Origin of the sequence: Paraburkholderia sp. SUR17 (genome assembly GCF_029536165.1) — a bacterium.
GTDB lineage: Bacteria > Pseudomonadota > Gammaproteobacteria > Burkholderiales > Burkholderiaceae > Paraburkholderia > Paraburkholderia kururiensis.
Genome location: NZ_CP120509.1, coordinates 2,708,355 through 2,726,753 on the forward strand (window position 1 = coordinate 2,708,355; position 18,399 = coordinate 2,726,753).

The 18,399-nt window shown below is 63.3% G+C and carries 18 protein-coding genes; 4 read left to right on the top strand and 14 right to left on the bottom strand.

Annotated features, from left to right (window positions below; genetic code table 11):
• Window positions 1–152: 152 nt before the first annotated feature.
• Entirely contained in the window at window positions 153–965 is an 813-nt protein-coding gene (locus P2869_RS29310; protein ID WP_277598798.1) for a methyltransferase domain-containing protein, read from the top strand.
• A gap of 101 nt (window positions 966–1,066) precedes the next feature.
• Here P2869_RS29310 and P2869_RS29315 read toward each other — a convergent pair whose 3' ends face one another.
• Window positions 1,067–1,831 carry an SDR family oxidoreductase gene (locus tag P2869_RS29315; RefSeq protein WP_026121441.1) on the bottom strand — a complete coding sequence of 255 codons (765 nt, stop codon included), beginning with the start codon at window positions 1,829–1,831 and terminating at the stop codon, window positions 1,067–1,069.
• Between the two features lie 138 nt (window positions 1,832–1,969).
• Between P2869_RS29315 and P2869_RS29320 the strand changes: the two genes are divergently transcribed.
• Window positions 1,970–2,953 (top strand): LysR family transcriptional regulator, encoded by a 984-nt coding sequence (locus P2869_RS29320; protein WP_277598799.1) that lies wholly within the window; start codon window positions 1,970–1,972, stop codon window positions 2,951–2,953.
• On the opposite strand, the gene P2869_RS29325 is transcribed toward P2869_RS29320, so the two are convergent.
• The 3 genes from P2869_RS29325 to P2869_RS29335 form a co-directional block, all read right to left on the bottom strand.
• Window positions 2,920–3,324, bottom strand: a complete 405-nt coding sequence (locus tag P2869_RS29325; RefSeq protein WP_277598800.1) for a cupin domain-containing protein — start codon at window positions 3,322–3,324, stop codon at window positions 2,920–2,922. The genes P2869_RS29320 and P2869_RS29325 overlap by 34 nt on opposite strands.
• Window positions 3,325–3,329: 5 nt before the next feature.
• A complete protein-coding gene (locus P2869_RS29330) occupies window positions 3,330–3,473 on the bottom strand; it encodes a hypothetical protein (protein ID WP_161978144.1) in 144 nt (47 codons plus the stop codon).
• A gap of 229 nt (window positions 3,474–3,702) precedes the next feature.
• Window positions 3,703–5,247: a PLP-dependent aminotransferase family protein gene (locus tag P2869_RS29335; RefSeq protein WP_277598801.1), complete on the bottom strand. Its 1,545-nt coding sequence runs from the start codon at window positions 5,245–5,247 to the stop codon at window positions 3,703–3,705.
• A gap of 168 nt (window positions 5,248–5,415) precedes the next feature.
• Between P2869_RS29335 and P2869_RS29340 the strand changes: the two genes are divergently transcribed.
• Together P2869_RS29340 and P2869_RS29345 are read left to right on the top strand one after the other, a co-directional pair.
• On the top strand, window positions 5,416–6,168 hold the full coding sequence (locus tag P2869_RS29340) for an SDR family oxidoreductase (protein ID WP_277598802.1): 753 nt from the start codon (window positions 5,416–5,418) through the stop codon (window positions 6,166–6,168).
• Between the two features lie 71 nt (window positions 6,169–6,239).
• Window positions 6,240–7,277: a LysR family transcriptional regulator gene (locus P2869_RS29345; RefSeq protein ID WP_277598803.1), complete on the top strand. Its 1,038-nt coding sequence runs from the start codon at window positions 6,240–6,242 to the stop codon at window positions 7,275–7,277.
• A gap of 36 nt (window positions 7,278–7,313) precedes the next feature.
• On the opposite strand, the gene P2869_RS29350 is transcribed toward P2869_RS29345, so the two are convergent.
• From P2869_RS29350 to P2869_RS29395, 10 genes are all read right to left on the bottom strand, one after another.
• On the bottom strand, window positions 7,314–8,867 hold the full coding sequence (locus tag P2869_RS29350) for a methyl-accepting chemotaxis protein (protein WP_277598804.1): 1,554 nt from the start codon (window positions 8,865–8,867) through the stop codon (window positions 7,314–7,316).
• Window positions 8,868–8,914: 47 nt separating this feature from the next.
• Window positions 8,915–10,480 carry a hypothetical protein gene (locus tag P2869_RS29355; RefSeq protein WP_277598805.1) on the bottom strand — a complete coding sequence of 522 codons (1,566 nt, stop codon included), beginning with the start codon at window positions 10,478–10,480 and terminating at the stop codon, window positions 8,915–8,917.
• The gene (locus P2869_RS29360) at window positions 10,477–10,734 is read right to left on the bottom strand and encodes a PAAR domain-containing protein (protein WP_277598806.1); all 258 of its coding nucleotides are present in this window, start codon (window positions 10,732–10,734) and stop codon (window positions 10,477–10,479) included. Before P2869_RS29360 ends, P2869_RS29355 begins: the two co-directional genes overlap by 4 nt.
• A gap of 39 nt (window positions 10,735–10,773) precedes the next feature.
• Window positions 10,774–11,418: a hypothetical protein gene (locus tag P2869_RS29365; RefSeq protein WP_233425708.1), complete on the bottom strand. Its 645-nt coding sequence runs from the start codon at window positions 11,416–11,418 to the stop codon at window positions 10,774–10,776.
• 95 nt (window positions 11,419–11,513) lie between these two features.
• The gene (locus tag P2869_RS29370; RefSeq protein ID WP_277598807.1) at window positions 11,514–11,672 is read right to left on the bottom strand and encodes a PAAR domain-containing protein; all 159 of its coding nucleotides are present in this window, start codon (window positions 11,670–11,672) and stop codon (window positions 11,514–11,516) included.
• A 39-nt stretch (window positions 11,673–11,711) separates the two neighbouring features.
• Complete coding sequence (locus P2869_RS29375) at window positions 11,712–12,440, bottom strand: hypothetical protein (protein WP_277598808.1); 729 nt, start codon at window positions 12,438–12,440, stop codon at window positions 11,712–11,714.
• Window positions 12,440–12,925: a DUF3274 domain-containing protein gene (locus P2869_RS29380; RefSeq protein WP_277598809.1), complete on the bottom strand. Its 486-nt coding sequence runs from the start codon at window positions 12,923–12,925 to the stop codon at window positions 12,440–12,442. The genes P2869_RS29375 and P2869_RS29380 overlap by 1 nt, the downstream gene beginning before the upstream one ends.
• A 24-nt stretch (window positions 12,926–12,949) precedes the next feature.
• Entirely contained in the window at window positions 12,950–13,681 is a 732-nt protein-coding gene (locus tag P2869_RS29385; RefSeq protein ID WP_277598810.1) for a hypothetical protein, read from the bottom strand.
• Window positions 13,671–15,620, bottom strand: a complete 1,950-nt coding sequence (locus P2869_RS29390) for a DUF3274 domain-containing protein (RefSeq protein ID WP_277598811.1) — start codon at window positions 15,618–15,620, stop codon at window positions 13,671–13,673. The genes P2869_RS29385 and P2869_RS29390 overlap by 11 nt, the downstream gene beginning before the upstream one ends.
• Window positions 15,621–15,623: 3 nt before the next feature.
• The gene (locus P2869_RS29395) at window positions 15,624–18,137 is read right to left on the bottom strand and encodes a type VI secretion system Vgr family protein (protein ID WP_277598812.1); all 2,514 of its coding nucleotides are present in this window, start codon (window positions 18,135–18,137) and stop codon (window positions 15,624–15,626) included.
• Window positions 18,138–18,399: the final 262 nt, after the last annotated feature.

The window sequence follows — 18,399 nt, forward strand, 5'->3', positions numbered from 1 at the left end:
CGCCGCGCCCGCCGCGGCACCGCGCCAAAACCCAGCTCCAAAACCCAAATTGACGCGGCCCATGCGGGCGCCCACCATGGCGCATGGGCCGCCCATGCCCGCGCCACGGCGCATGCTCGACGGCATCATCGAAAGCCTTCACAGGAGGCGTCATGACCGAGCGCGACAAGGTGTTTTCAGGCTCCATCCCGAAGTTCTACGACACGCTGATGGTGCCCCTCATCTTCGAGGGTTACGCCGCCGACCTGGCCGCGCTTGTCGCGGCTGCCTCGCCTCGCTCGGTGCTCGAAACGGCGGCGGGCAGCGGCGCGGTCACGCGCGCGCTTGCGCCCAGGCTGGACGCAACCACACGCTATGTCGTGACCGACCTCAACCAGCCCATGCTCGACTATGCCGCCGAGCGGCAGGGCGCCGACAGCCGCATCGAATGGAAACAGGCCGACGCACTTCAACTGCCGTTCGAAGATGCTGCGTTCGACGTGGTCTGCTGCCAGTTCGGCGCGATGTTCTTTCCCGATCGCGCAGCGGGCTACGCCGAGGCGCGTCGCGTGCTCAAGCCTCGCGGTCGGTTCGTCTTCAACGTGTGGGACCGCATCGAAGAAAACGCCTTCGCCCACGTCATCACTGAGGCACTCGCCGCCGTGTTTCCGCACGACCCGCCGCGGTTTCTCGCCCGCACGCCGCACGGCTATCACGACGTCGCGCTGATTCGCGACGACCTGAGTCGAGCAGGGTTCACCACGATCCAGATCGAGACGCACGAGAAGCTGAGTTGCGCGGCCTCGGCACACGACGTCGCCATCGCTTATTGCGAAGGCACGCCGCTGCGCAACGAAATCGAGGCACGCGACGCCGGTCTGCTTCAGTTCGCTACGCAGCGCGCCGCCCAGGCCCTTGCCGACCGCTACGGCAACGGCCCGGTGGCCGGCAAGATTCAGGCGCATGTGATCGTGGCGATGGGATAAAGGGCACTGCGGGGCGGGGCGGGGCGCTGCGCAGCAAGGCAAAGCAGAGGCAGAGACATAAGCAAACGCAGAAGCCCCCAATCGATATCGCGAAGCGCGTATCAGGTCCGCGTAATCGACACGCCGCCATCCACGAGCGAAGCGGTACCGGTCACGAACGACGAATCGTCGGACGCGAGATAAAGCACCGAGCGCGCCAGCTCCTCCGGCCGTGCCACGCGCTTGAGTGCATGCAGCCCCGTCACGAAGGCCTGCGACTCGGCGGTGTCGTTCATGCCGCGGTACATCGGCGTATCCACGGCGCCGGGCAGTACGGCATTGACGCGCACGCCTTGCGGTCCGTACTCCGCAGCGAGAGCCTGCGTGAGGCCGATCAAGCCGGACTTGCTCGCCGCGTAGGCCGCAGTACCCGGAAACGCGAACGAATAGCCCACAAAGGTGGACGTGAAGATGACCGATCCGCCGCCCTGCTTCACCATCTGCGGAATCTGATGCTTCGCGCCGAGGAAGGCACTCGTCAGATTGGTGGCGAGCGTGGCGGACCAGCCCGCCTCGGACACCCCCGTGGTCGGGCCCATTTCGCCCAGCGTGCCGGCGTTGTTATAGGCGATGTCGAGGCGACCGAAGCGGCTCACGGCGAGTTCGACCAATGCTTTGGCGAAGTCCTCGGACTGCACGTCGCCCGCGAGAAACGCGGCCTCGCCGTCTTCGCGGGCAATCTCGTCAACCAGCGTTTCGAGTTCGGATTCGCGGCGCGCCGCCACCACCACCTTTGCGCCTTCCGCGGCAAACAGTTTCGCCGTGGCACGGCCAATTCCCGCGCTGGCGCCGGTCACGATGGCGACTTTTCCTGTCAAACGTTGCATGTTCATCTCCTGCTGCAGTGTGCTGGCAGGAGCCCCATGCCCCGGCCGGTGAGCAGCACTATAGGCGTGGGCAACCGGCGCAAGAAGGCATAAAACGTGGGTATATCATTCAGCATCCTTGAATGATCGGAGACGGATATGGACCGACTGCGCGCCTATGAAGTCTTCGTGACTGTAGTCAGCCGCGGCAGCTTCACGCGCGCAGCCGATGCGCTCGAAACCTCGCCCGCCAACGTGACGCGCTACGTGAACGAACTGGAAGCGCATCTCGGCACCCGTCTCATCAATCGCACCTCGCGCAAACTCTCGCTCACCGAAGGCGGAGAAACGCTTTACGCGCGCTGCAAATCGATTCTCGACGACGTGGTGGAAACCGAAGGGCTCGTGTCGTCGGCGTCGGTAGAACCGCGCGGACGGCTGCGCATCAACGCGCCTGTGAGCTTCGGCATTCTGCATCTGGCGCCGCTGTGGCCCGAGTTCATGCGCAGGTATCCGCGCGTCGAACTCGACGTTGCACTGATTGACCGCGTGGTCGATATCGTCGATGAAGGCTACGACCTCGCCATTCGCATCTCCCGCACGGGCTCGACGAACCACGCCGCGCGCAAGCTCGCGACATCGAGAAACATCGTCTGCGCGTCGCCCGATTACCTGAAGCGGTGCGGACACCCGGTAACGCCAGCCGACCTCGCCGGGCATCAATGCATCGGCTACCTGTACGCATCCACGGGCGACGAGTGGCAGCTCATCGACAGCAAAGGCCACGCGCACGCCGTGAAGGTCAACTACAACATGCGCAGCAACAACGGCGATACCGCACGCGCGGCGGCGCTCGCGGGACAAGGCGTGATCTGGCAACCCACGTTTCTGGTGGGCAACGACCTGCGCGCCGGCAAGCTCGTTCAGATCTTGCCGGAGTACCGCTTGCCCGATATCGACGTACTCGCGCTGTACCCGAGCCGACGGCATCTCAGCGCGAAGATCCGCGCGATGATCGATTTTCTGGCCGAGGCGTTTGGCGGGGTGGCGCCGTGGGATCGCGAAATTACGGCCCGGCCAGGTCAGGCCGGGCCTGACACACCGCGTGACTACTGCTCGGGCGTGAGAATCGGCGCGCCCTGATTTTTTATCAGGAATACGACGAACTTTGCGGGCTTCGTTTTGCTGGCATTGCGTCCCACCGTGTGAACGTCGTCGGGACCTTCGTAGAAGGTGTCGCCGGCATGGAGCGTCACCGTCTTGCCGTTGTTGACGCCCATCACGATGCTGCCCTCCAGCACGTAGACGAACGCGTGCGCATGATGACGATGAACCGGATCCACACTGCCCGGCGGATAGTCCACCACGATCATCTGGGCTTCCTTGCCGGGATACTCGGGCAACGGTTGCGTGGTAAGCAGCGTGACTTTGGCCTGCGGCGCGGCAAGGGCCGGCTGTACAGCCGCAACCCATGACGACATCAGGGCCGCCGCAGCGAAGACGATCGCTTTCATGGGGGTCACTCCTGACGAGTCTTGTCGAGCCCGAACATCGTGTCGAACGAACCGGGCGTGACGCACAACGCCACGTTCAGCGCGTCCAGCTCCACGAGCTTTCCGGATAGTTCTGCCGGGGGCGGGAAGTAGTTGAGACGTTGGGTCATGAAGTCCTCTCGTGAGCGGCGTGTGCTCGCTGGTTGAGCCTGCGCCGGGGGAGATGCCGCGCAGGGCATGCATGGCAGGCATCGTAGGCTCTGGGCACGCGGGTGAGTAGAGCCCGCAAGGCGCGCACTCTGTTGCCGCTTCGGCACCAATCATCAACCAGGGGACAAGACGAGCGGACCTCGCGAGGAGCCAGGAGCGCCTCGACAAAGCGCCCCCTCGCAACGCACTTCAGCCGTCCAGGCATGCGCGCAATGTCTGCGCGAGGCGGCGCGCCTCGCTCGCATCGGCAATGTTCGCGAATCCCATGACGAGACCGCGTGGCGTTCGCTCCGTACGGCCGCTCGCATACCAGATGGAAAGCGGCACCACGGCGATGCCCGCCTGGCTGGCGCGCGCGGCAACGGCGACGTCGTCGATAGGGCCGCCCGCACCGGGTGCGAACTGCACCGCGAACTGGACTCCGCCGGGCGGCAAATCCACGGCGAGCCGTTCACCGAATGCCTGCTGCAGCGCATGCACGATCAGCATGCGGCGCTCCAGGTACAGCGCGCGCATGCGCTTGAGATGTCGCGCGAAGTGCCCTTGCGCGATGAAATCCGCAGCAGCGGCCTGCAGCAGCGTCGGCGAACCGGCGTTCATGCTGCACGCCACGTGCGTGACGCGCTCGATCGCGCGCTCCGGCACCACCGCGTAGGCAAGGCGCAGCCCGGGAAACATCACTTTGCTGAAGGTGCTGCAATAGATCACGTGATCGCGCCGGTCGAGGCTCTTCAGCGCCGGCAGCGGACGGCCCACGTAACGAAACTCGCTGTCGTAGTCGTCTTCCACGATCCAGCTCGACGCCCTCGCGGCCCAATCGAGCAGCGCGATGCGCCGCGGCAGCGAGAGCGTGTGGCCGAGCGGGCTCTGATGCGACGGCGTGACGAGTGCGAAGCGCGCCTGCGCATCCAGTTGCGTGCCGCGCTCGACGTCGATGCCGTCGGCGTCCACGGGCACCGGCACGAGTTGCACGCCGGTTTCGGAGAGAAAGCTGCGTGCCAGCAGATAGCCGGGATCTTCGAACCATACGCGGTCGTTCGGGCGCGCCAGACTGCGCAACACGAGTTCGAGTGTCGAGCGGTAGCCGCCTGTCACGAAGACCTGTTCCGGCCGGCATGTCACGCCGCGCGACAGCGCGAGGTACGTGGTGATGTGTTCGCGCAGCGGCCGGTAACCGGCCGGGTCCGGGTAGGCCAGCAGCGCGCGTTCGCCACTACGCGCGCGTTGCGAAACGAGCCGGTGCCAGACCTTGCGCGGAAACGCGTCGAGCGCGGGCAGCCCCGGCTGCAGCGGCCGCGGCTGCCCGCTCATGGCTACCGCGATGGGCGGCTGGCGCGGCTGCGCTTGCGCTTCCTGCGGCTCGTCCGGCTCACCAGGCTCACCCGCCGTGCCGTTGTCCGCGGCCCACTGCGCACTCGGCCCGGTTCGCCCACGCGGCGGACGCATCAGCGACGCCGGCAAAGACGGCGAGACGAACGTGCCCGCCGCGCCGCGCATTTGCAGATACCCCTCGTCCACGAGAATCGTGTAGGCCTGTTCGACCGTGCCGCGTGCTGTGTTGAGTTGCGTGGCAAGGCCCCGCAACGCGGGCACACGGTCGCCGGGCCGCAAATGCCCCGCGGCAATCGCGGCTCTGAAGCGCTCGCATATCTGCAGGTAGATCGGCAACTGATGGCGCCGATCGATCTCGATGGTGAGCGAAGCTGAAGCGGAAGGGGCAGATGACGCACTCATGACCGGTTCGCAGGTGACAGGAGGCAAAAACGACATGGACCAGGCCAATCGACAATTCTTGGCCCTTATAGCCAGGACATGATTCTTCCACAATAAGTCTCACGCGATGCGACGGTGTAACGGGCCTCGCCATTGCGCCTTCCATTGCTTCCCAACTGGAGAACTCACATGAAGATCGTCGTCATTGGTGGTTCGGGCCTGATCGGCTCGCGCGTCGTCACGTTGCTGAACGAGAAGGGCCATGAGGCGATCGCCGCGTCGCCGCGCACGGGCGTCAATACCATCACCGGCGAAGGCTTGACCGACGTGCTGACCGACGCCGACGTCGTGGTCGACGTGGCCAACGCGCCGTCATGGGAGCCGCAGGCCGTACTCGATTTCTTCCGCACGTCGGCTCGCAATCTCGGCAAGGCAGAGGTCGCCGCGGGCGTTCGCCATCACGTCGCGCTTTCCATCGTGGGCTGCGACCGCATGCCGGAGAACGGCTATTTCGTGGCCAAGGTCGCCCAGGAAGCGGCCATCGAAGCGTCGGGCGTGCCGTACACCACCGTGCGTGCGACGCAGTTCATGGAGTTCATCGGCGGCATTGCGGACTTCGGCACGGTTGACGGCACGGTGCGCATCGGCGACGGCCTCTTTCAACCCATTGCCGCCGAAGATGTCGCCGCTATCGTCGCGCAGATTGTGCTGGAGGCGCCGCTCAACGGCACGGTCGAAATCGCCGGGCCGGACCGCGCGCCGTTTGCGCAGATCGTCGCGCGCTATCTGAAGTCGGTGGGCGACGCACGGCCAGTGGTAACCGATCGCGATGCGCGTTACTACGGCGGCCACGTCGAAGAGAAGTCGCTCGTGCCGCTCGGCAACGCGCGCCTTGGCGGCATCAGCCTCGAAGCGTGGCTCGCGCAGGCGCGAAAAGGCTGACGCCCTCGCCTCGCATGGCCCCGAACACGATCGGGATGAACGACCTGTCGACCTGTCTGGGAGCAGCGGAAATGAGTGAATCGGACACATCGAAACGCGACTTTCGTCTCGACTTGCCCGCTCGCAGCGAGGCGCTTTCCGCCAGCTTCGGCGCGAGCTACGCGGGCATCCTCGCGTTCATGGCGGTGGCGAACGAGGGCAGCTTCACGCGCGCCGCCGAACGTCTGGGAATCGGCAGGTCGGCAGTGAGCCGCAACGTGCAGAAGCTGGAAGCTCAGCTGAGCACGCGGCTCTTTCTGCGCACGACGCGCACAACCCAGCTCACGCGCGAAGGCCAACGCTTCTTCGACAACTGCCATCAGGGCGTCACGCACATCGTGGAAGCCATGAACGACATGCTCGAACTGCGTCAAGGGCCGCCGCGCGGGCTCGTACGTATCAGCTCGACGGTGGGCTTCGGCCGGAAGGTCGTCGCACCGCTGCTCGACACGTTCACGAAACGCTATCCCGACATCGTCATCGATCTGCTGCTCGACGACCGGCCGACGGACTTCGTGTCGGACCGCATCGACGTCGCCTTCCGCAACGGGCGCATCGAAGACTCCAGCATCATTGCGAAGCAGCTGATTCCGATGCAGATGGCACTGTGCGCCGCGCCATCCTACGTGGCCAGGCACGGCCTGCCGCAGAAGCTGGAAGACCTGAGTCGGCACGAATGCATCAACTTCCGTTTTTCCAACGGCCGGGTATTCGAATGGGAGTTCAAGGTGGACGGCGGCGTGCGCAAGTACATGCCGACGGCGCGCCTCACTTTCAACGATGCCGACCTGGTGCTACAGGCGGTGCTCAACGGTTGGGGCATGGCTCAGATGGCCGGCTACCAGATACGCGAGCACCTTGCGTCCCACGAGCTCGTGGCGGCGCTGCCCAGGCACACGCCCGACGACCGCGGCCACTACATCTGCTATCTGAGCCGGCAACACCTACCGGCACGCATTCGCGTGTTCATCGACTTCATGACCGAGCAGATCCGCGCACTCGACCTGAACTGCCTGACGGGTTTCAACGCGGACGACGCAGCCGCGCCGTCGAACAGACTGGCAGCGTGAGCGACGGGCCGCGGCAAAGCGGCCCGCACGTTCACCTTATCTGGCCAACCGGAACGCCGAAACCGCCTCCTTCATTGACAGCGCCTGCTGCTCCAGCGAACTGGCCGCCGCAGCAGCCTCTTCCACGAGCGCCGCGTTCTGCTGGGTCACCTGGTCCATCTGGCCCACGGCGAGGCCCACCTGTTCGATGCCCGTGGTCTGCTCGGTCGTCGCGGTCGTGATCTCGCCCATGATGGTGGCCACGTTGCGCACGGCGTCCACGATCTCGTTCATCGTCTGGCCCGCCTGCGTGACGAGGTCGTTGCCGTTGCGCACGTCGTCCATGGACTGGGCGATCAGCGTCTTGATTTCCTGCGCCGCTTTCGCGCTGCGCTGCGCGAGCGCGCGCACTTCGCCTGCCACCACCGCGAAGCCGCGTCCCTGCTCGCCCGCGCGCGCGGATTCCACGGCGGCGTTCAACGCGAGAATGTTGGTCTGAAACGCGATGCTGTCGATCATGCCGGTGATCTCGGCAATTTTCTGCGAGCTGCCGCTGATGTCGCTCATGGTGCGCACCGCGCGGCCCACCACGTCGCCGCCGCGCTGCGCGAGGTCCGCGGCGCCCGTGGCCAGCGCGCTTGCCTGCGACGCATTGCCCGCGTTCTGCTTCACCGTGGAGGTCAGCTGTTCCATGCTGGCTGCCGTCTCTTCGAGCGACGCCGATTGCTGCTCGGTGCGGCTCGACAGGTCGAGGTTGCCTGCCGCGATCTCGCGCGCCGCGCGGTGAATTTCCTCGCAGCTGTCGCGCACGCCGGCCACCGTGTGCGAGAGGCCCGACTGCATGCGCAGCATGGCGGCGAACAACTGGCCGATCTCGTTGCGGCCGGCCTCCGGCACGCGCACGGTCAGGTCGTTGGACGCCATGCGATCCAGCAACCCCGCTGCCTCGGCCAGCGGCGCGCACACCGTGCGCCGCAACGCGAAATGCGTCACGACGATCAGCGCGAGCGCGAGCCCCACGCCCACGAAGACCATGCCGACAATCCACGCGTAGGTCACGTTGCCTTGCGCGAGCGTGTCCTGCGAAAGCTGGTTCGCAAGGCGCTGAAACTTCTCGACGCTTGCCGAATAGGCCGCGCCCGCGGGCGTGATGTCACGGCCATTGATGTCGGCGTAGGCCGCCGTGTCGCCGTTGCGCAGCGCGTCCGAAGCGCGCGCGAGCACCGCGGCGAGCTGCGTGGACGAATCCACGAGCTGCTGCTTCAGGTCGTCCGGCACGCCTTCGATGGCAGGCGCCTGGCGCAGCGCCTGGGTTTCCGCCGCGGAAAGGTCGAAGGTCTTCTTTGCGCTTTGCAGCGCCGAATCGCGCGTGGCGGTGTCGTTCTGCTCCTTGAGCGCGGAATAGGCCCGCACCATCGCGGCCCGTGTGCGCGTGCTGTCCTTGTAGCCGTCGTTAGCGAGAATCGTCTGGCTGGCGAGCTCGTGCAGGCGCTGGGCGTTGCCGTTCGCCACCTTCAACGCGACGACGCCCATCACGCCGCCCACGACAATCATCAAACCGAAGATGACGAGTACGACGAGGAGGCTGGTTCGAACCGTTATGTTGCGCATGCTGCGGCAAGTCCTAAAGTTGTCAGATAACTGCTCCGGTAACCTCGTTAACGGCGCAGATCTTCAGGGCTTGAGCACGGCGGGGGGCGGGAACAGCAGGAAAGCGGCCCGGACGAAGCGGCCGGGATCGGAGCAGGCGCTGTGTTCCTGGTGCGACAACGGTGCTCGATTTCCCGCCACAGGTCACGCTCACTAACGCTCACTAACGCGCGCGCGCCGGAACGCCACAGCGCACGGCGGAAGTCGTCATCCAGCAGGCGACGCCGCAGTATCGAACCACCGGCCTGGATCAGAAACATCAGAAAGAAGCCCGACATGCACATCCAGAACCATGCCGGCGATGCCCCCGCCGCCTCAAGCAGGAACATCATCAGGACGAGCACGCAGCTCACGCCAGCCGTGACCGACAGGCTCAGCATGCGCATGTAGGGCGGCTCGACCTCCGGCACCGGCGAAGGATTCACGCCGACGAGATTCAGCGTCAGCCGCTGGCCAGCCGGCGCGGCGACCAGTTGGGTGCCCTGCCCATGAGCCACCATCTGTGCGGCGAGTGCCTGGAGCAGCAGCGGGCTCACCGGTCCGGGTCGACCCGTCGCGCAATCCAGGTCATGCACCTGCAGGTCGAGGCCCGATTCGCGCACCGCCCCGGTCACCGCATGACGGCCCTGCGGTGACAGACCGCCCAGCCAGCCGTTCCGGATTCGCGCGCGTGGCGTCTGTCCAGCAGCCAGCAGTGTCCCGAGCGATTCCTCCACCGAATCGGCGGGCGTCGGAATGGGCCGGAACAGGCGCGCCTGTGGCCGCAGTTTTCCCTTGAAGCTGTCGATCACGCTGGGTCGGGTCAGCAGCATCGCCACCGCGGCTTCCGACCACGACGGTTCCGCATCTTCCTCGTGGAGCTGGCAGGCGACCAGTAGCCGGAAATCGGCGCTCCAGCCTTCTTCGAACCATGTCTCGATACGGGTGTGCCCGGCATCGCAGGGCAGCCATCCAAACTGCACCAGGTCAGACAGGTTCAGCTTCTGCCATACGGTGCGCAGCTCGGTGAGGTCGTCCTTCGCCGCCGATTGCAGGATGACTTCGACCGTCCGGCTCTGTGCAAGCCGCGAAACGCTGCTTACGAACGGCGTGAGCAGTTGCTCGACGATCAGCGAAAGACGCGATACCCCGGCTGCGCCGTCCACTGCCGGCAACGACAGAACCGCGCCTGGATTGGCCGGCGGACTGCCTTCGAGGCCGAGCAGGCGTTCGGCCAGTTCCGGCTCGGGCGTCAGCGCAATACTGCGCACGATGGCGACATGCGCCTGTGTCCAGTAGCGCCAGTCCACGTGCGCGCTGCGGCACAGGAAATTCCACCAGTCCGCGCAACCGATCGAATCTTCGTACCCGGAATAGATGATCCCGCACACCGCGCCCCACACCAGCAGAGGCATCAGCAGGGCGCGTACGAAGAAGAGGCCGGACATGACCGGCTTGCCCTGCTCCCACGTCAGTACGGTGATGAGAATGCCTGCGGTCTGGATGATGATGAAGGCGACCACGCACCACCAGATCGACGGCAGCCGGTCGTAATCGCGCTCGGCCACGTCCGGAATAACCCACGTCCGGCTCATTCGATGTTCATTCCCGTGCTGCGGGCGATGACCTGGCTGCCGCACTGCGTGCGGCACAGATGGACGGCCCATTTGCGGCCGTCTTCGCTGTAGCCCTCTGCGCATTCGATGATCGGGTTATCGCCGTGCTGCGGGCACGACACGATGTCGTACCACAGGGCGACTTTTCTGCCATCGAGGTTGAACGTTGACGACGCGGTTTTGATGACGCCGCCGTGCGTGGTTGGATCGCCAAGGCATACGGGGGGTTTCATGATGATGTTTCCTGGTGCTGTGTAATCAAGCCCGACGCCTTACTGCGGAGCCAGCGGCGCGTCGGGATTGGTCGGCTTGATGGAGGGATTGCAGATGATCCGGTCCTGGCCCGAAGGCGTCTTGAGCTTTGAAAAAATGCCTGGTCGCTTCGAGGCCATAAATGTAGAGCCGTGGATTCCTGGGGGATATGGCTTGCTCAGGTCGATATCAGGAACTAGCGGATACTCTGTCACATAAGGATCGCCATTCTCGTCTCCGTAATCGACCTGAGCTACAAAGAGCTTATTTTGGGTGGCGGCGACCGTGTATCGTTTCGAGTCCTCAAACGCGTTGAAACTGTGATCCATGTACACCTTGGAATGGAAGGTTTTCCCGCCGTCTGTCGAATACCAGAAAGGCACGACGCAGCCTTTTTCGCCATTGCCACAAATCAGTCCATCCGGATATGCGAGCGGCAAAACAATGTTCATTCCAGACGGATCGGCATTAATGATGCGCCCCTGGAAGTTTTCGAACAGGCCTCGACCCACGTGCTTCCGGATGCCGGCACGGGTGTCGTTGTAGTAGGTTTCTCCGTGGTTGCAATCACGGTAACGTTCCAGCGTTACAAACCGGTGGTCATCAATCCGGTAGATGACCTGGGGCGGGGAGTCGTACGGCAATTCCTTGAGCGCCGAACTCATGAAATCTCCGAGTCCGAAGCTCGCGTGCTCCGGCGTCTGTGCAGTGCACCCTTGCATGAGGGCGACAAGCGCCATTGTGGCTGTAACGTATCTCATCAAGCCCCCTTCCATATCGGGTTATCGCCGTGCTGCGGGCACGACACGATGTCGCGCCACAGCGCGACCTTCCTGCCATCGAGGTTGAACGTTGAAGATGCGGTTTTAACGACGCCACCGTGCGTGGTCGCATTGCCGAGGCATACGGGGGGTTTCATGATGATGTTTCCTGGTGCTGTGTAATCAAGCCCGACGCCTTACTGCGGAGCCAGCGGAGCGTCGGGATTGGTCGGCTTGATCGAGGGATCGCAGATGATGCGGTCCTGGCCGGATGGCGTGTGCAATCCGGCTGGCATTTTGGTATCAAACTCTATGCGCTTTCCTTCAGGAAGCTTTTCCTTCGTTCCATAAACAAAACCAGGAACGAGCGGATAACGCTCAACTTCAACGGCGTCTGTCGTTTTGCTGATACTTTGAGAAATGAAGAGACTGTCCTTTGTTACCGCTACCGTATAGTCTTTCGAGTCCTCAAACGCGTTGAAGCTGTGATCCATGTACACCTTGGAATGGAAGGTTTTCCCGCCGTCTGTCGAATACCATAAAGGCACGACGCAGCCTTTTTCGCCGTTACCGCAAAAGGCTCTCGGTGGATAGGCGAGCGGTAAAACGATATTCGTTGCGGACGGATCGGCATTAATGACGCGCCCCTGGAAGTTTTCGAACAGGCCTCGCCCTAGGTACTTCCGGATGCCATCACGGGTGTCGTTGTAGTACGAGTCCCCGTGATAACAATCCCGATAATGCTCCAGCGTTACAAACCGGTGGTCATCGATCCGGTAGATTACCTGGGGCGGGGAGTCATACGGCAACTCCTTGAGCTTCGAACTCCAAAAATCTGCAAGTCTGAAAACCGGGCGCACTGGAGGCTGCGCCGTGCACGCCTGCACGAGAGCGACCAGCGCGATTGTGGCAGCGACGTATCTCATCAAGCCCCCTTCCATTGTTGCTGCCTGAGCTGTTCGGTTTCGGCCCTGCTTTGCTCTTCGGCGACCGTATCCCAATCGATATGCGGCGGCTTGATGATGCTTTGAGGCGCGCCGGACCCGAAGTAATCGTCATGGCCCAGCGTCCAGTCGGCCTGCTTCATCAGGCGGGTCCAGAGCGCCGGCCTCTCATGCGAATCGCAAAAGCCGACCGGCAGATCGTAGGCCACCACGCGACGCATGAAAGCTTCGTGCTGCGGCAGCGTGCTGTGGTTGGGCGGCTCGGCGAGATAGGTGTCGAGTCTTTCCAGCATTTCGTCCTGTGTTTCAAGACGGGTCGTGCGCGTCGAGCTGTAAATGTCCTCCGTCGTCACGGTACGCTCCGGTTGATAAATCGAGCGTACATAACGGTATGCGGTCTTGACAACGCCGCCGTGCGTTGTCGCATCGCCCAGGCATACGGGGGGTTTCATGATGATGTTGGTCACTGCTTTGTAATCGGTCCCGATGCCTCACTGCGGAGCCAGCGGTGCGTCGGGATTGGTAGGCTTGATCGACGGATCGCAAATGATGCGGTCCTGTCCGGATGGCGTGCGCAGTCCATCTGGCATCTTCGTGTCGAACTCTATGTGTTTTCCTTCGGGAAGTTTTTCCTTCGCCTCATAAACGAAACCAGGAAAAAGCGGATAACGGTCAACTTCAACGGCATCTGCTGTTTTACTGATGCTTTGGGAAATGAACAGGCTGTCCTTCGTCACTGCGACCGTATAGTCTTTCGAGTCTTCAAATGGATTAAAGCTATGCTTCATATAGCCCATCGCGGCAAATGTCTTTCCGCCATCAGTCGAATACAGCAAACCGACCTCAACTCCATGATCGGACGTACCTAAACCAGGCGGAGCACCGGACGGGAACGCCAGATTTCTGCCCGTTGAATCGGCATTGATGAGCCGCCCCTGATAGTCCTCGACGCTCGCTCTGCCGAGACCCGTTTTTATGCCCGCGCGCGTATCGTTGTAATAAGCCTGACCGTAGTTGCAGTCCCGGTAATGTTCAAGCGTCACGAAGCGGTGATCGTCAATCCGGTAAATGACCTGTGGCGGCGAATCGTAAGGCAGTTCCTTTGCATCGAGAAAATCCCCAAGCGTGAAAACATACGGCTCCTGGGGTTTCCCGGAACAACCTTGCAGCGCGACCGTCACGGTTGCCAGTGCAATTGCACAGCGCATTCGGCTAGTCGCCATAAACGATATCCTCGCGCTTGGTGGACGATAGTCCTTTCGCCTGGGCGTTCAGCTTCTTTATCGCGGCTTCATTCAGGCCGCTGGCTGTGTCCCAGTCAATCGCTTTCGGCTTCTCGACCGTTTTAGGTACGCCCGTCTGAAAGTACGTGTCGTATCCGAGGGTCCAGTCCGCCAGTTGCATCAGGCGGGTCCAGAACGCCGGCCTTTCGTAGGCGTCGCAGAAGCCCACCGGCAGGTCGTACGCCACCACCCGGCGCATGAAGTCCTGCCGCTCCGGTACGGTGCTATGGTTGGGCGGCTCGGCGTGATAGTGGTCATGCTGCTGGAGCATTTCATCCTGGGTCTGCTTGTCCAGACTCACGCCAATGGGGCTCAACGGGTTGGCATCCAGTTTCCACTCCGGTTGATAGATCGAGCGAAAGAAACGGTAATCCGGGTCCGCGTATTGCCCCCTGTTCGGGTCGATGGGGTTCTTTACCCATTTGCCCATTTCAGGCGCTACCACGCGTGAATCCTCGAAGGTCTTCATCTCCTCAGCAGTGACGGGGTGTGGCACCTGTTCGGCGTTGACCGCGACGGTCTTGTCCGGATGGGGTGTTACCCACAGTTCGCCCAGCGGCGTCTGCCGGTTGCCGTTCCAGAACGCGTCGGGCTTGACACCGGGCACGGGCTTCTGGATCAGGGGCAGCGTGCCGAACTTCTTTACACCGGGCGCGTCGCCCACGGGCGTGCCACGTGCCAGCATGCGCTGTTTGACCGTATCGCCCAGTTCCGAGAGCAGTTTGTCCGGCAAACCCTGCCAGCCGATGCTTTGCAGCGGCGTGGCTCCCATGACCCTGTCATGCGGCGTGAAATACACGTACAGCCTGCCGTGATTGTCGCGCTCGTGCGGACCCGATTTGCGCCTGTTATCCGGTCGCCAGAAGTCCATGTCTTCAGACGCGCCGCACTGCAACTGCTTCAGTTCCGCATCCGTGAATACCCGCCGTTCGCTCCTGATGCGATTCGCGATGTTGCGTAAGGTCTGGACACGCGCCTCCGCAGTGGGGCGAAACATGCCAGCAGTAAGAGCGTCAGTGATCTTGTCGTCAAGCGCATACGGCGAGTTCATCACGAACAGCGCATCGGGTGCGCGCTTCTGGCAAAGCGCTGTGGCGGCCATCGCGATCATCGTTCCCTGGCTGTGCGACATCACCGTCACCGTATCGCGCGGGCACTCGGCGCGAATCCGATCGATCAGGTCCGCCAGTCGCTGGGCCGCGTGCGCGTAGTAGGTACGCGGCGGCGCGTCCTGCATCTGGCGATCGAGTTCAGGATTGAGGATCTCCAGGTCGAAGTCCATGATGTGGCGCTTCATGCCCTCGTCGCTCCATAGTTGCGGCAGATTGTTGGTGCCGTTCTGGAAAGGACCACCGCCCCAGTACCACGGCCCCTTCTGGTTCGTGCACTCGGGAGCCCAGAAATCGAAATCGTTCGGATTACGAAGGGGGATGCGCCAGTTGCGTTCCTCACCATCCTTCGCTTTATAACCCCAGTAGAAGCGGATGACCGGTGAGTTTCCCACCTTCTTTATTCGACGTATTCGGGCATAGCCTTCCCGCTCGGGTTCGTCCGTGTAGGTGTTGGCTATCAGCTTTGTGCCTTCCGGCCGGTTCAGCCGGTCATTCAATCCATCGCACAATGCCTGTTCCGCCGCGTCATACCACTCGCCCGTGGAATTGACACCATGCACGAAGATGATGACGCCCGGCATGTGCGGCGGTATCCGGCACTCGGCGCGCACCTCGAAGCTCGACGGCGTGTGATAGGACTCCCAGTACGGCCGCCCCAGGTGATCGCGTTGCATCGGCACGACGCGCGTGGCGATTGAATGCCGGTAGGGCTTCGGCGCATCGGCACTGTCTGCCGCGCTATCGGGCGGATTGGTCTTGTCGTTCATGAATCAGACTTCCTTGTGGTTCGGCAGGGTGAGCTTGAGTCCCTGGGCAACGTCCTTGCGGCTCAGCGAGGTCTCGCCCTGCTCACCCGTGATGCCCTCAACGATCTGCCCATCGGCAAGCTCGATCCTGTAGGGGCGGTTCGCGACAGGGCGGCCCGTGATGCCGTCGCTCAGGATGAACCGCTCGTCGTTTGCGACATCCATCCGCCCAAACTTCGGCACCGGCAGCGACAGCGCCCCCGGCCCCTGCTTGCTGATGTCCGGCACCTTCAGGATCAGGCTGCCCGCCCCGCCGATCTCCACGTGGTCGCCGTGCACCTTGATATAGGCCGTGCCGCCGCCGCTCAGTACGACACCGTTGGCCGCATTGACCGTAGCCGTGCCGTCCGCGCTCGTGATCTGCACGTTCTTCTGCGCCACCAGTTCCATCGCGTCGGACTGCGCCTGTATCTGTACCTTCCCGCGCGCCGCGAACATCCTGATGCCGAGCCGGTGCGCGAACAGCGACAGCACCTCGCCCGCCGCAACCGCCACGTTGCGCAGCGCCGTGGCGTTGAACCGTGAAGAGGTCGCCACGCTCACGTCCTTGCCCGCCGAAACCATCACGCGGTCCGGCGTCACGAGGCCAATGCCGTGCGGTGCGGACAGCGCAATGACAGCCTTCTTCAGGTCTGCCAGTTCCTCCTTCAGCCACGCGTTTTCCGCCTTCAGGTCCGCCACGTCCGCTTTCGCCACGGTGGCCGCTTCGGCAATGCCCTGGGCCTGCGCCTGCGTGAGCGCAAACTGGTTCGTGGCGGCCGTCATGTCGGTCTGAAGGCCCAGCGCCTTCTCCTGCATGTCGGCCGATACCAGCACACCGCCGCCCGCGCGCACGTGTCCTTTCTGGTCTGTGCGCAGCTCGAAGCCCGCTCCTCTTTCCTTCTGGTTACGGTCAACCGTATAGCCCAGGTTCAGCTGTGTCTTGCCGTGCTCGGTTGCCAGCTTGATACGCTCGCGGTTCTCGCGGTCGTCCATCTCCAGCGTGTTGTTCGAGCGCGTACGGATCGTGTTGCGCGTGCCCCAGGGCACGCCCGCGACAATCGGGTCCGTGTGCTGTGCCGTATGAAGCACCTGGCTGATATAGGGCAGATCGGGATTGCCCCACAGAAAGCCGATGGTGACGATGGTTCCCTCGATCAGACCGAAGTGAAAGCCGGTCTGGTCCGGCCCGGCGAAGGGCTTCGCCAGCCGCATCGGGCAGCTTTGCAGGCCAGGAACACGCCTGTCGCGGTCCGAATGGATATGGACGATGTAGTCGCCCTGTCCGCCCAGATACGGGTCGCGCCAGCCGCCCGACGAGGCAACCGTGCCTGTGATGACCCCGTGAATCCTGGGCCACGTCTCTTCCTTCAGCGGCAGCCGGTACTGGCGGTCGGACGGAATCGCGTCGAACTTCACGTGATACGGTTCGCTGCGCGCGGCCCGGCACGTCGTGCGCACCACGAGCAGCCCGTGTTTCGCGTCGGGGAGTGTGTGGTTCGAGAGCTTGAGCACACTGCCGGGCGTCAGGTCCAGCATGTCGCACTGGCCGTGGTACCCGATCTGTTCAGCCAGCGACGCCTCGCGCCGTAGCTGCGCCTCTTCCTTCGCTTCCTGTTCGCTCAGGTCCGGTGTGCCCCACGTATAGGCCTCGCCGTAGGTGGTGGGGTCATTGTGGATGGGGCTGGCCGCCTCCACCGGCTCCGAAACCGGCGTTTCGGTGCTGAACGTGCGTACCGTGTGTTTTGCGGGCACGCTCTTCGCGCGCATTTCGAGTGTGCTGACCGACTCGACGCCGCCGGTTTCCAGTCCGCTCAGGGGCCGGTAGGCAGCGGTCAGGCGGGCGGGGTCCCTGCGGTAGAACGCGTAGTCATCGCCAAAGCGCACCATCTCGCAGCGCTCGCCGGTGTCGCACACGAACCAGATGCCAGAGCGGCGGCACAGCCTGGTGATGAATGCCAGATCGTCTTCGCCCCACTGCATCACGAAGCTGCGCTTGCGATACGTGCGGTGCAGCCGGAACTCGAAACCGGCGAGCAGCCTGTCGAAGTGATGTTCGCGAAGAACCTGTTCGATGATCTCCGGAATCGACATGTCCAGAAAGAACCGGCATTTCGGAGCGTTGCGCAGCAGGGCGAGACGCGATTCGAGCACGATCTCGTAGAGCGACTGGTCGCGGTTGCTGGCCTTCAGCGCGAAGGCCGTGACGACGCCCTGCACGCGCCGCGCCTCTTCGGGCTGGCTCCAGCGGTCCACGGGTGGCGGCTGGATCACGAACGCGCCCACACGGTGCAGGAAATCGCTACGCGACAGGTCGTGCCGGGGATGGGTGAACTGGATCGTGTACTTCGTCGGCTCGCCGATGCCGCGCTCGCCATCGAACGCGTAGACGTCCGCGAGCGCGGCGGCTGGTGTGCCCTTCAGGTCCAGGCTGTAGAACGGGTGGATGGTGATGCCCGCGCGTGCGGCGGCATCGGAATACGCTGTTGCAGGAGTCAACGGTGCTCTCCCTGTCCGGCAGGAAATGAATGACAGATCAGCTGCCAGTCATACCGGAACAGGGCGCCACGCGTCTATGGGGCTTGACTATTGTTTGCAATGTAATGTGGGACGCGTAAACAATCTGCGAGGCATCGACATGCAACGAGGCGTGTGGGGAAGGATATGTATTGATGCGCGTCCCACGCCGCTTTTACCGGCACAGCCCGTGCCTGCACGGGAACGCGACCAAACGGGAACGGCGGGCTGCCGCAGGCAAATT

Excerpts from the sequence above, each read along its gene's own strand:
- P2869_RS29310 (WP_277598798.1), top strand. The coding sequence starts at position 153 with ATGACCGAGCGCGACAAGGTGTTTTCAGGCTCCATCCCGAAGTTCTAC.
- P2869_RS29315 (WP_026121441.1), bottom strand. The coding sequence starts at position 1,831 with ATGCAACGTTTGACAGGAAAAGTCGCCATCGTGACCGGCGCCAGCGCG.
- P2869_RS29320 (WP_277598799.1), top strand. The coding sequence starts at position 1,970 with ATGGACCGACTGCGCGCCTATGAAGTCTTCGTGACTGTAGTCAGCCGC.
- P2869_RS29325 (WP_277598800.1), bottom strand. The coding sequence starts at position 3,324 with ATGAAAGCGATCGTCTTCGCTGCGGCGGCCCTGATGTCGTCATGGGTT.
- P2869_RS29330 (WP_161978144.1), bottom strand. The coding sequence starts at position 3,473 with ATGACCCAACGTCTCAACTACTTCCCGCCCCCGGCAGAACTATCCGGA.
- P2869_RS29335 (WP_277598801.1), bottom strand. The coding sequence starts at position 5,247 with ATGAGTGCGTCATCTGCCCCTTCCGCTTCAGCTTCGCTCACCATCGAG.
- P2869_RS29340 (WP_277598802.1), top strand. The coding sequence starts at position 5,416 with ATGAAGATCGTCGTCATTGGTGGTTCGGGCCTGATCGGCTCGCGCGTC.
- P2869_RS29345 (WP_277598803.1), top strand. The coding sequence starts at position 6,240 with ATGAGTGAATCGGACACATCGAAACGCGACTTTCGTCTCGACTTGCCC.
- P2869_RS29350 (WP_277598804.1), bottom strand. The coding sequence starts at position 8,867 with ATGCGCAACATAACGGTTCGAACCAGCCTCCTCGTCGTACTCGTCATC.
- P2869_RS29355 (WP_277598805.1), bottom strand. The coding sequence starts at position 10,480 with ATGAGCCGGACGTGGGTTATTCCGGACGTGGCCGAGCGCGATTACGAC.
- P2869_RS29360 (WP_277598806.1), bottom strand. The coding sequence starts at position 10,734 with ATGAAACCCCCCGTATGCCTTGGCGATCCAACCACGCACGGCGGCGTC.
- P2869_RS29365 (WP_233425708.1), bottom strand. The coding sequence starts at position 11,418 with ATGAGTTCGGCGCTCAAGGAATTGCCGTACGACTCCCCGCCCCAGGTC.
- P2869_RS29370 (WP_277598807.1), bottom strand. The coding sequence starts at position 11,672 with ATGAAACCCCCCGTATGCCTCGGCAATGCGACCACGCACGGTGGCGTC.
- P2869_RS29375 (WP_277598808.1), bottom strand. The coding sequence starts at position 12,440 with ATGAGATACGTCGCTGCCACAATCGCGCTGGTCGCTCTCGTGCAGGCG.
- P2869_RS29385 (WP_277598810.1), bottom strand. The coding sequence starts at position 13,681 with ATGGCGACTAGCCGAATGCGCTGTGCAATTGCACTGGCAACCGTGACG.
- P2869_RS29390 (WP_277598811.1), bottom strand. The coding sequence starts at position 15,620 with ATGAACGACAAGACCAATCCGCCCGATAGCGCGGCAGACAGTGCCGAT.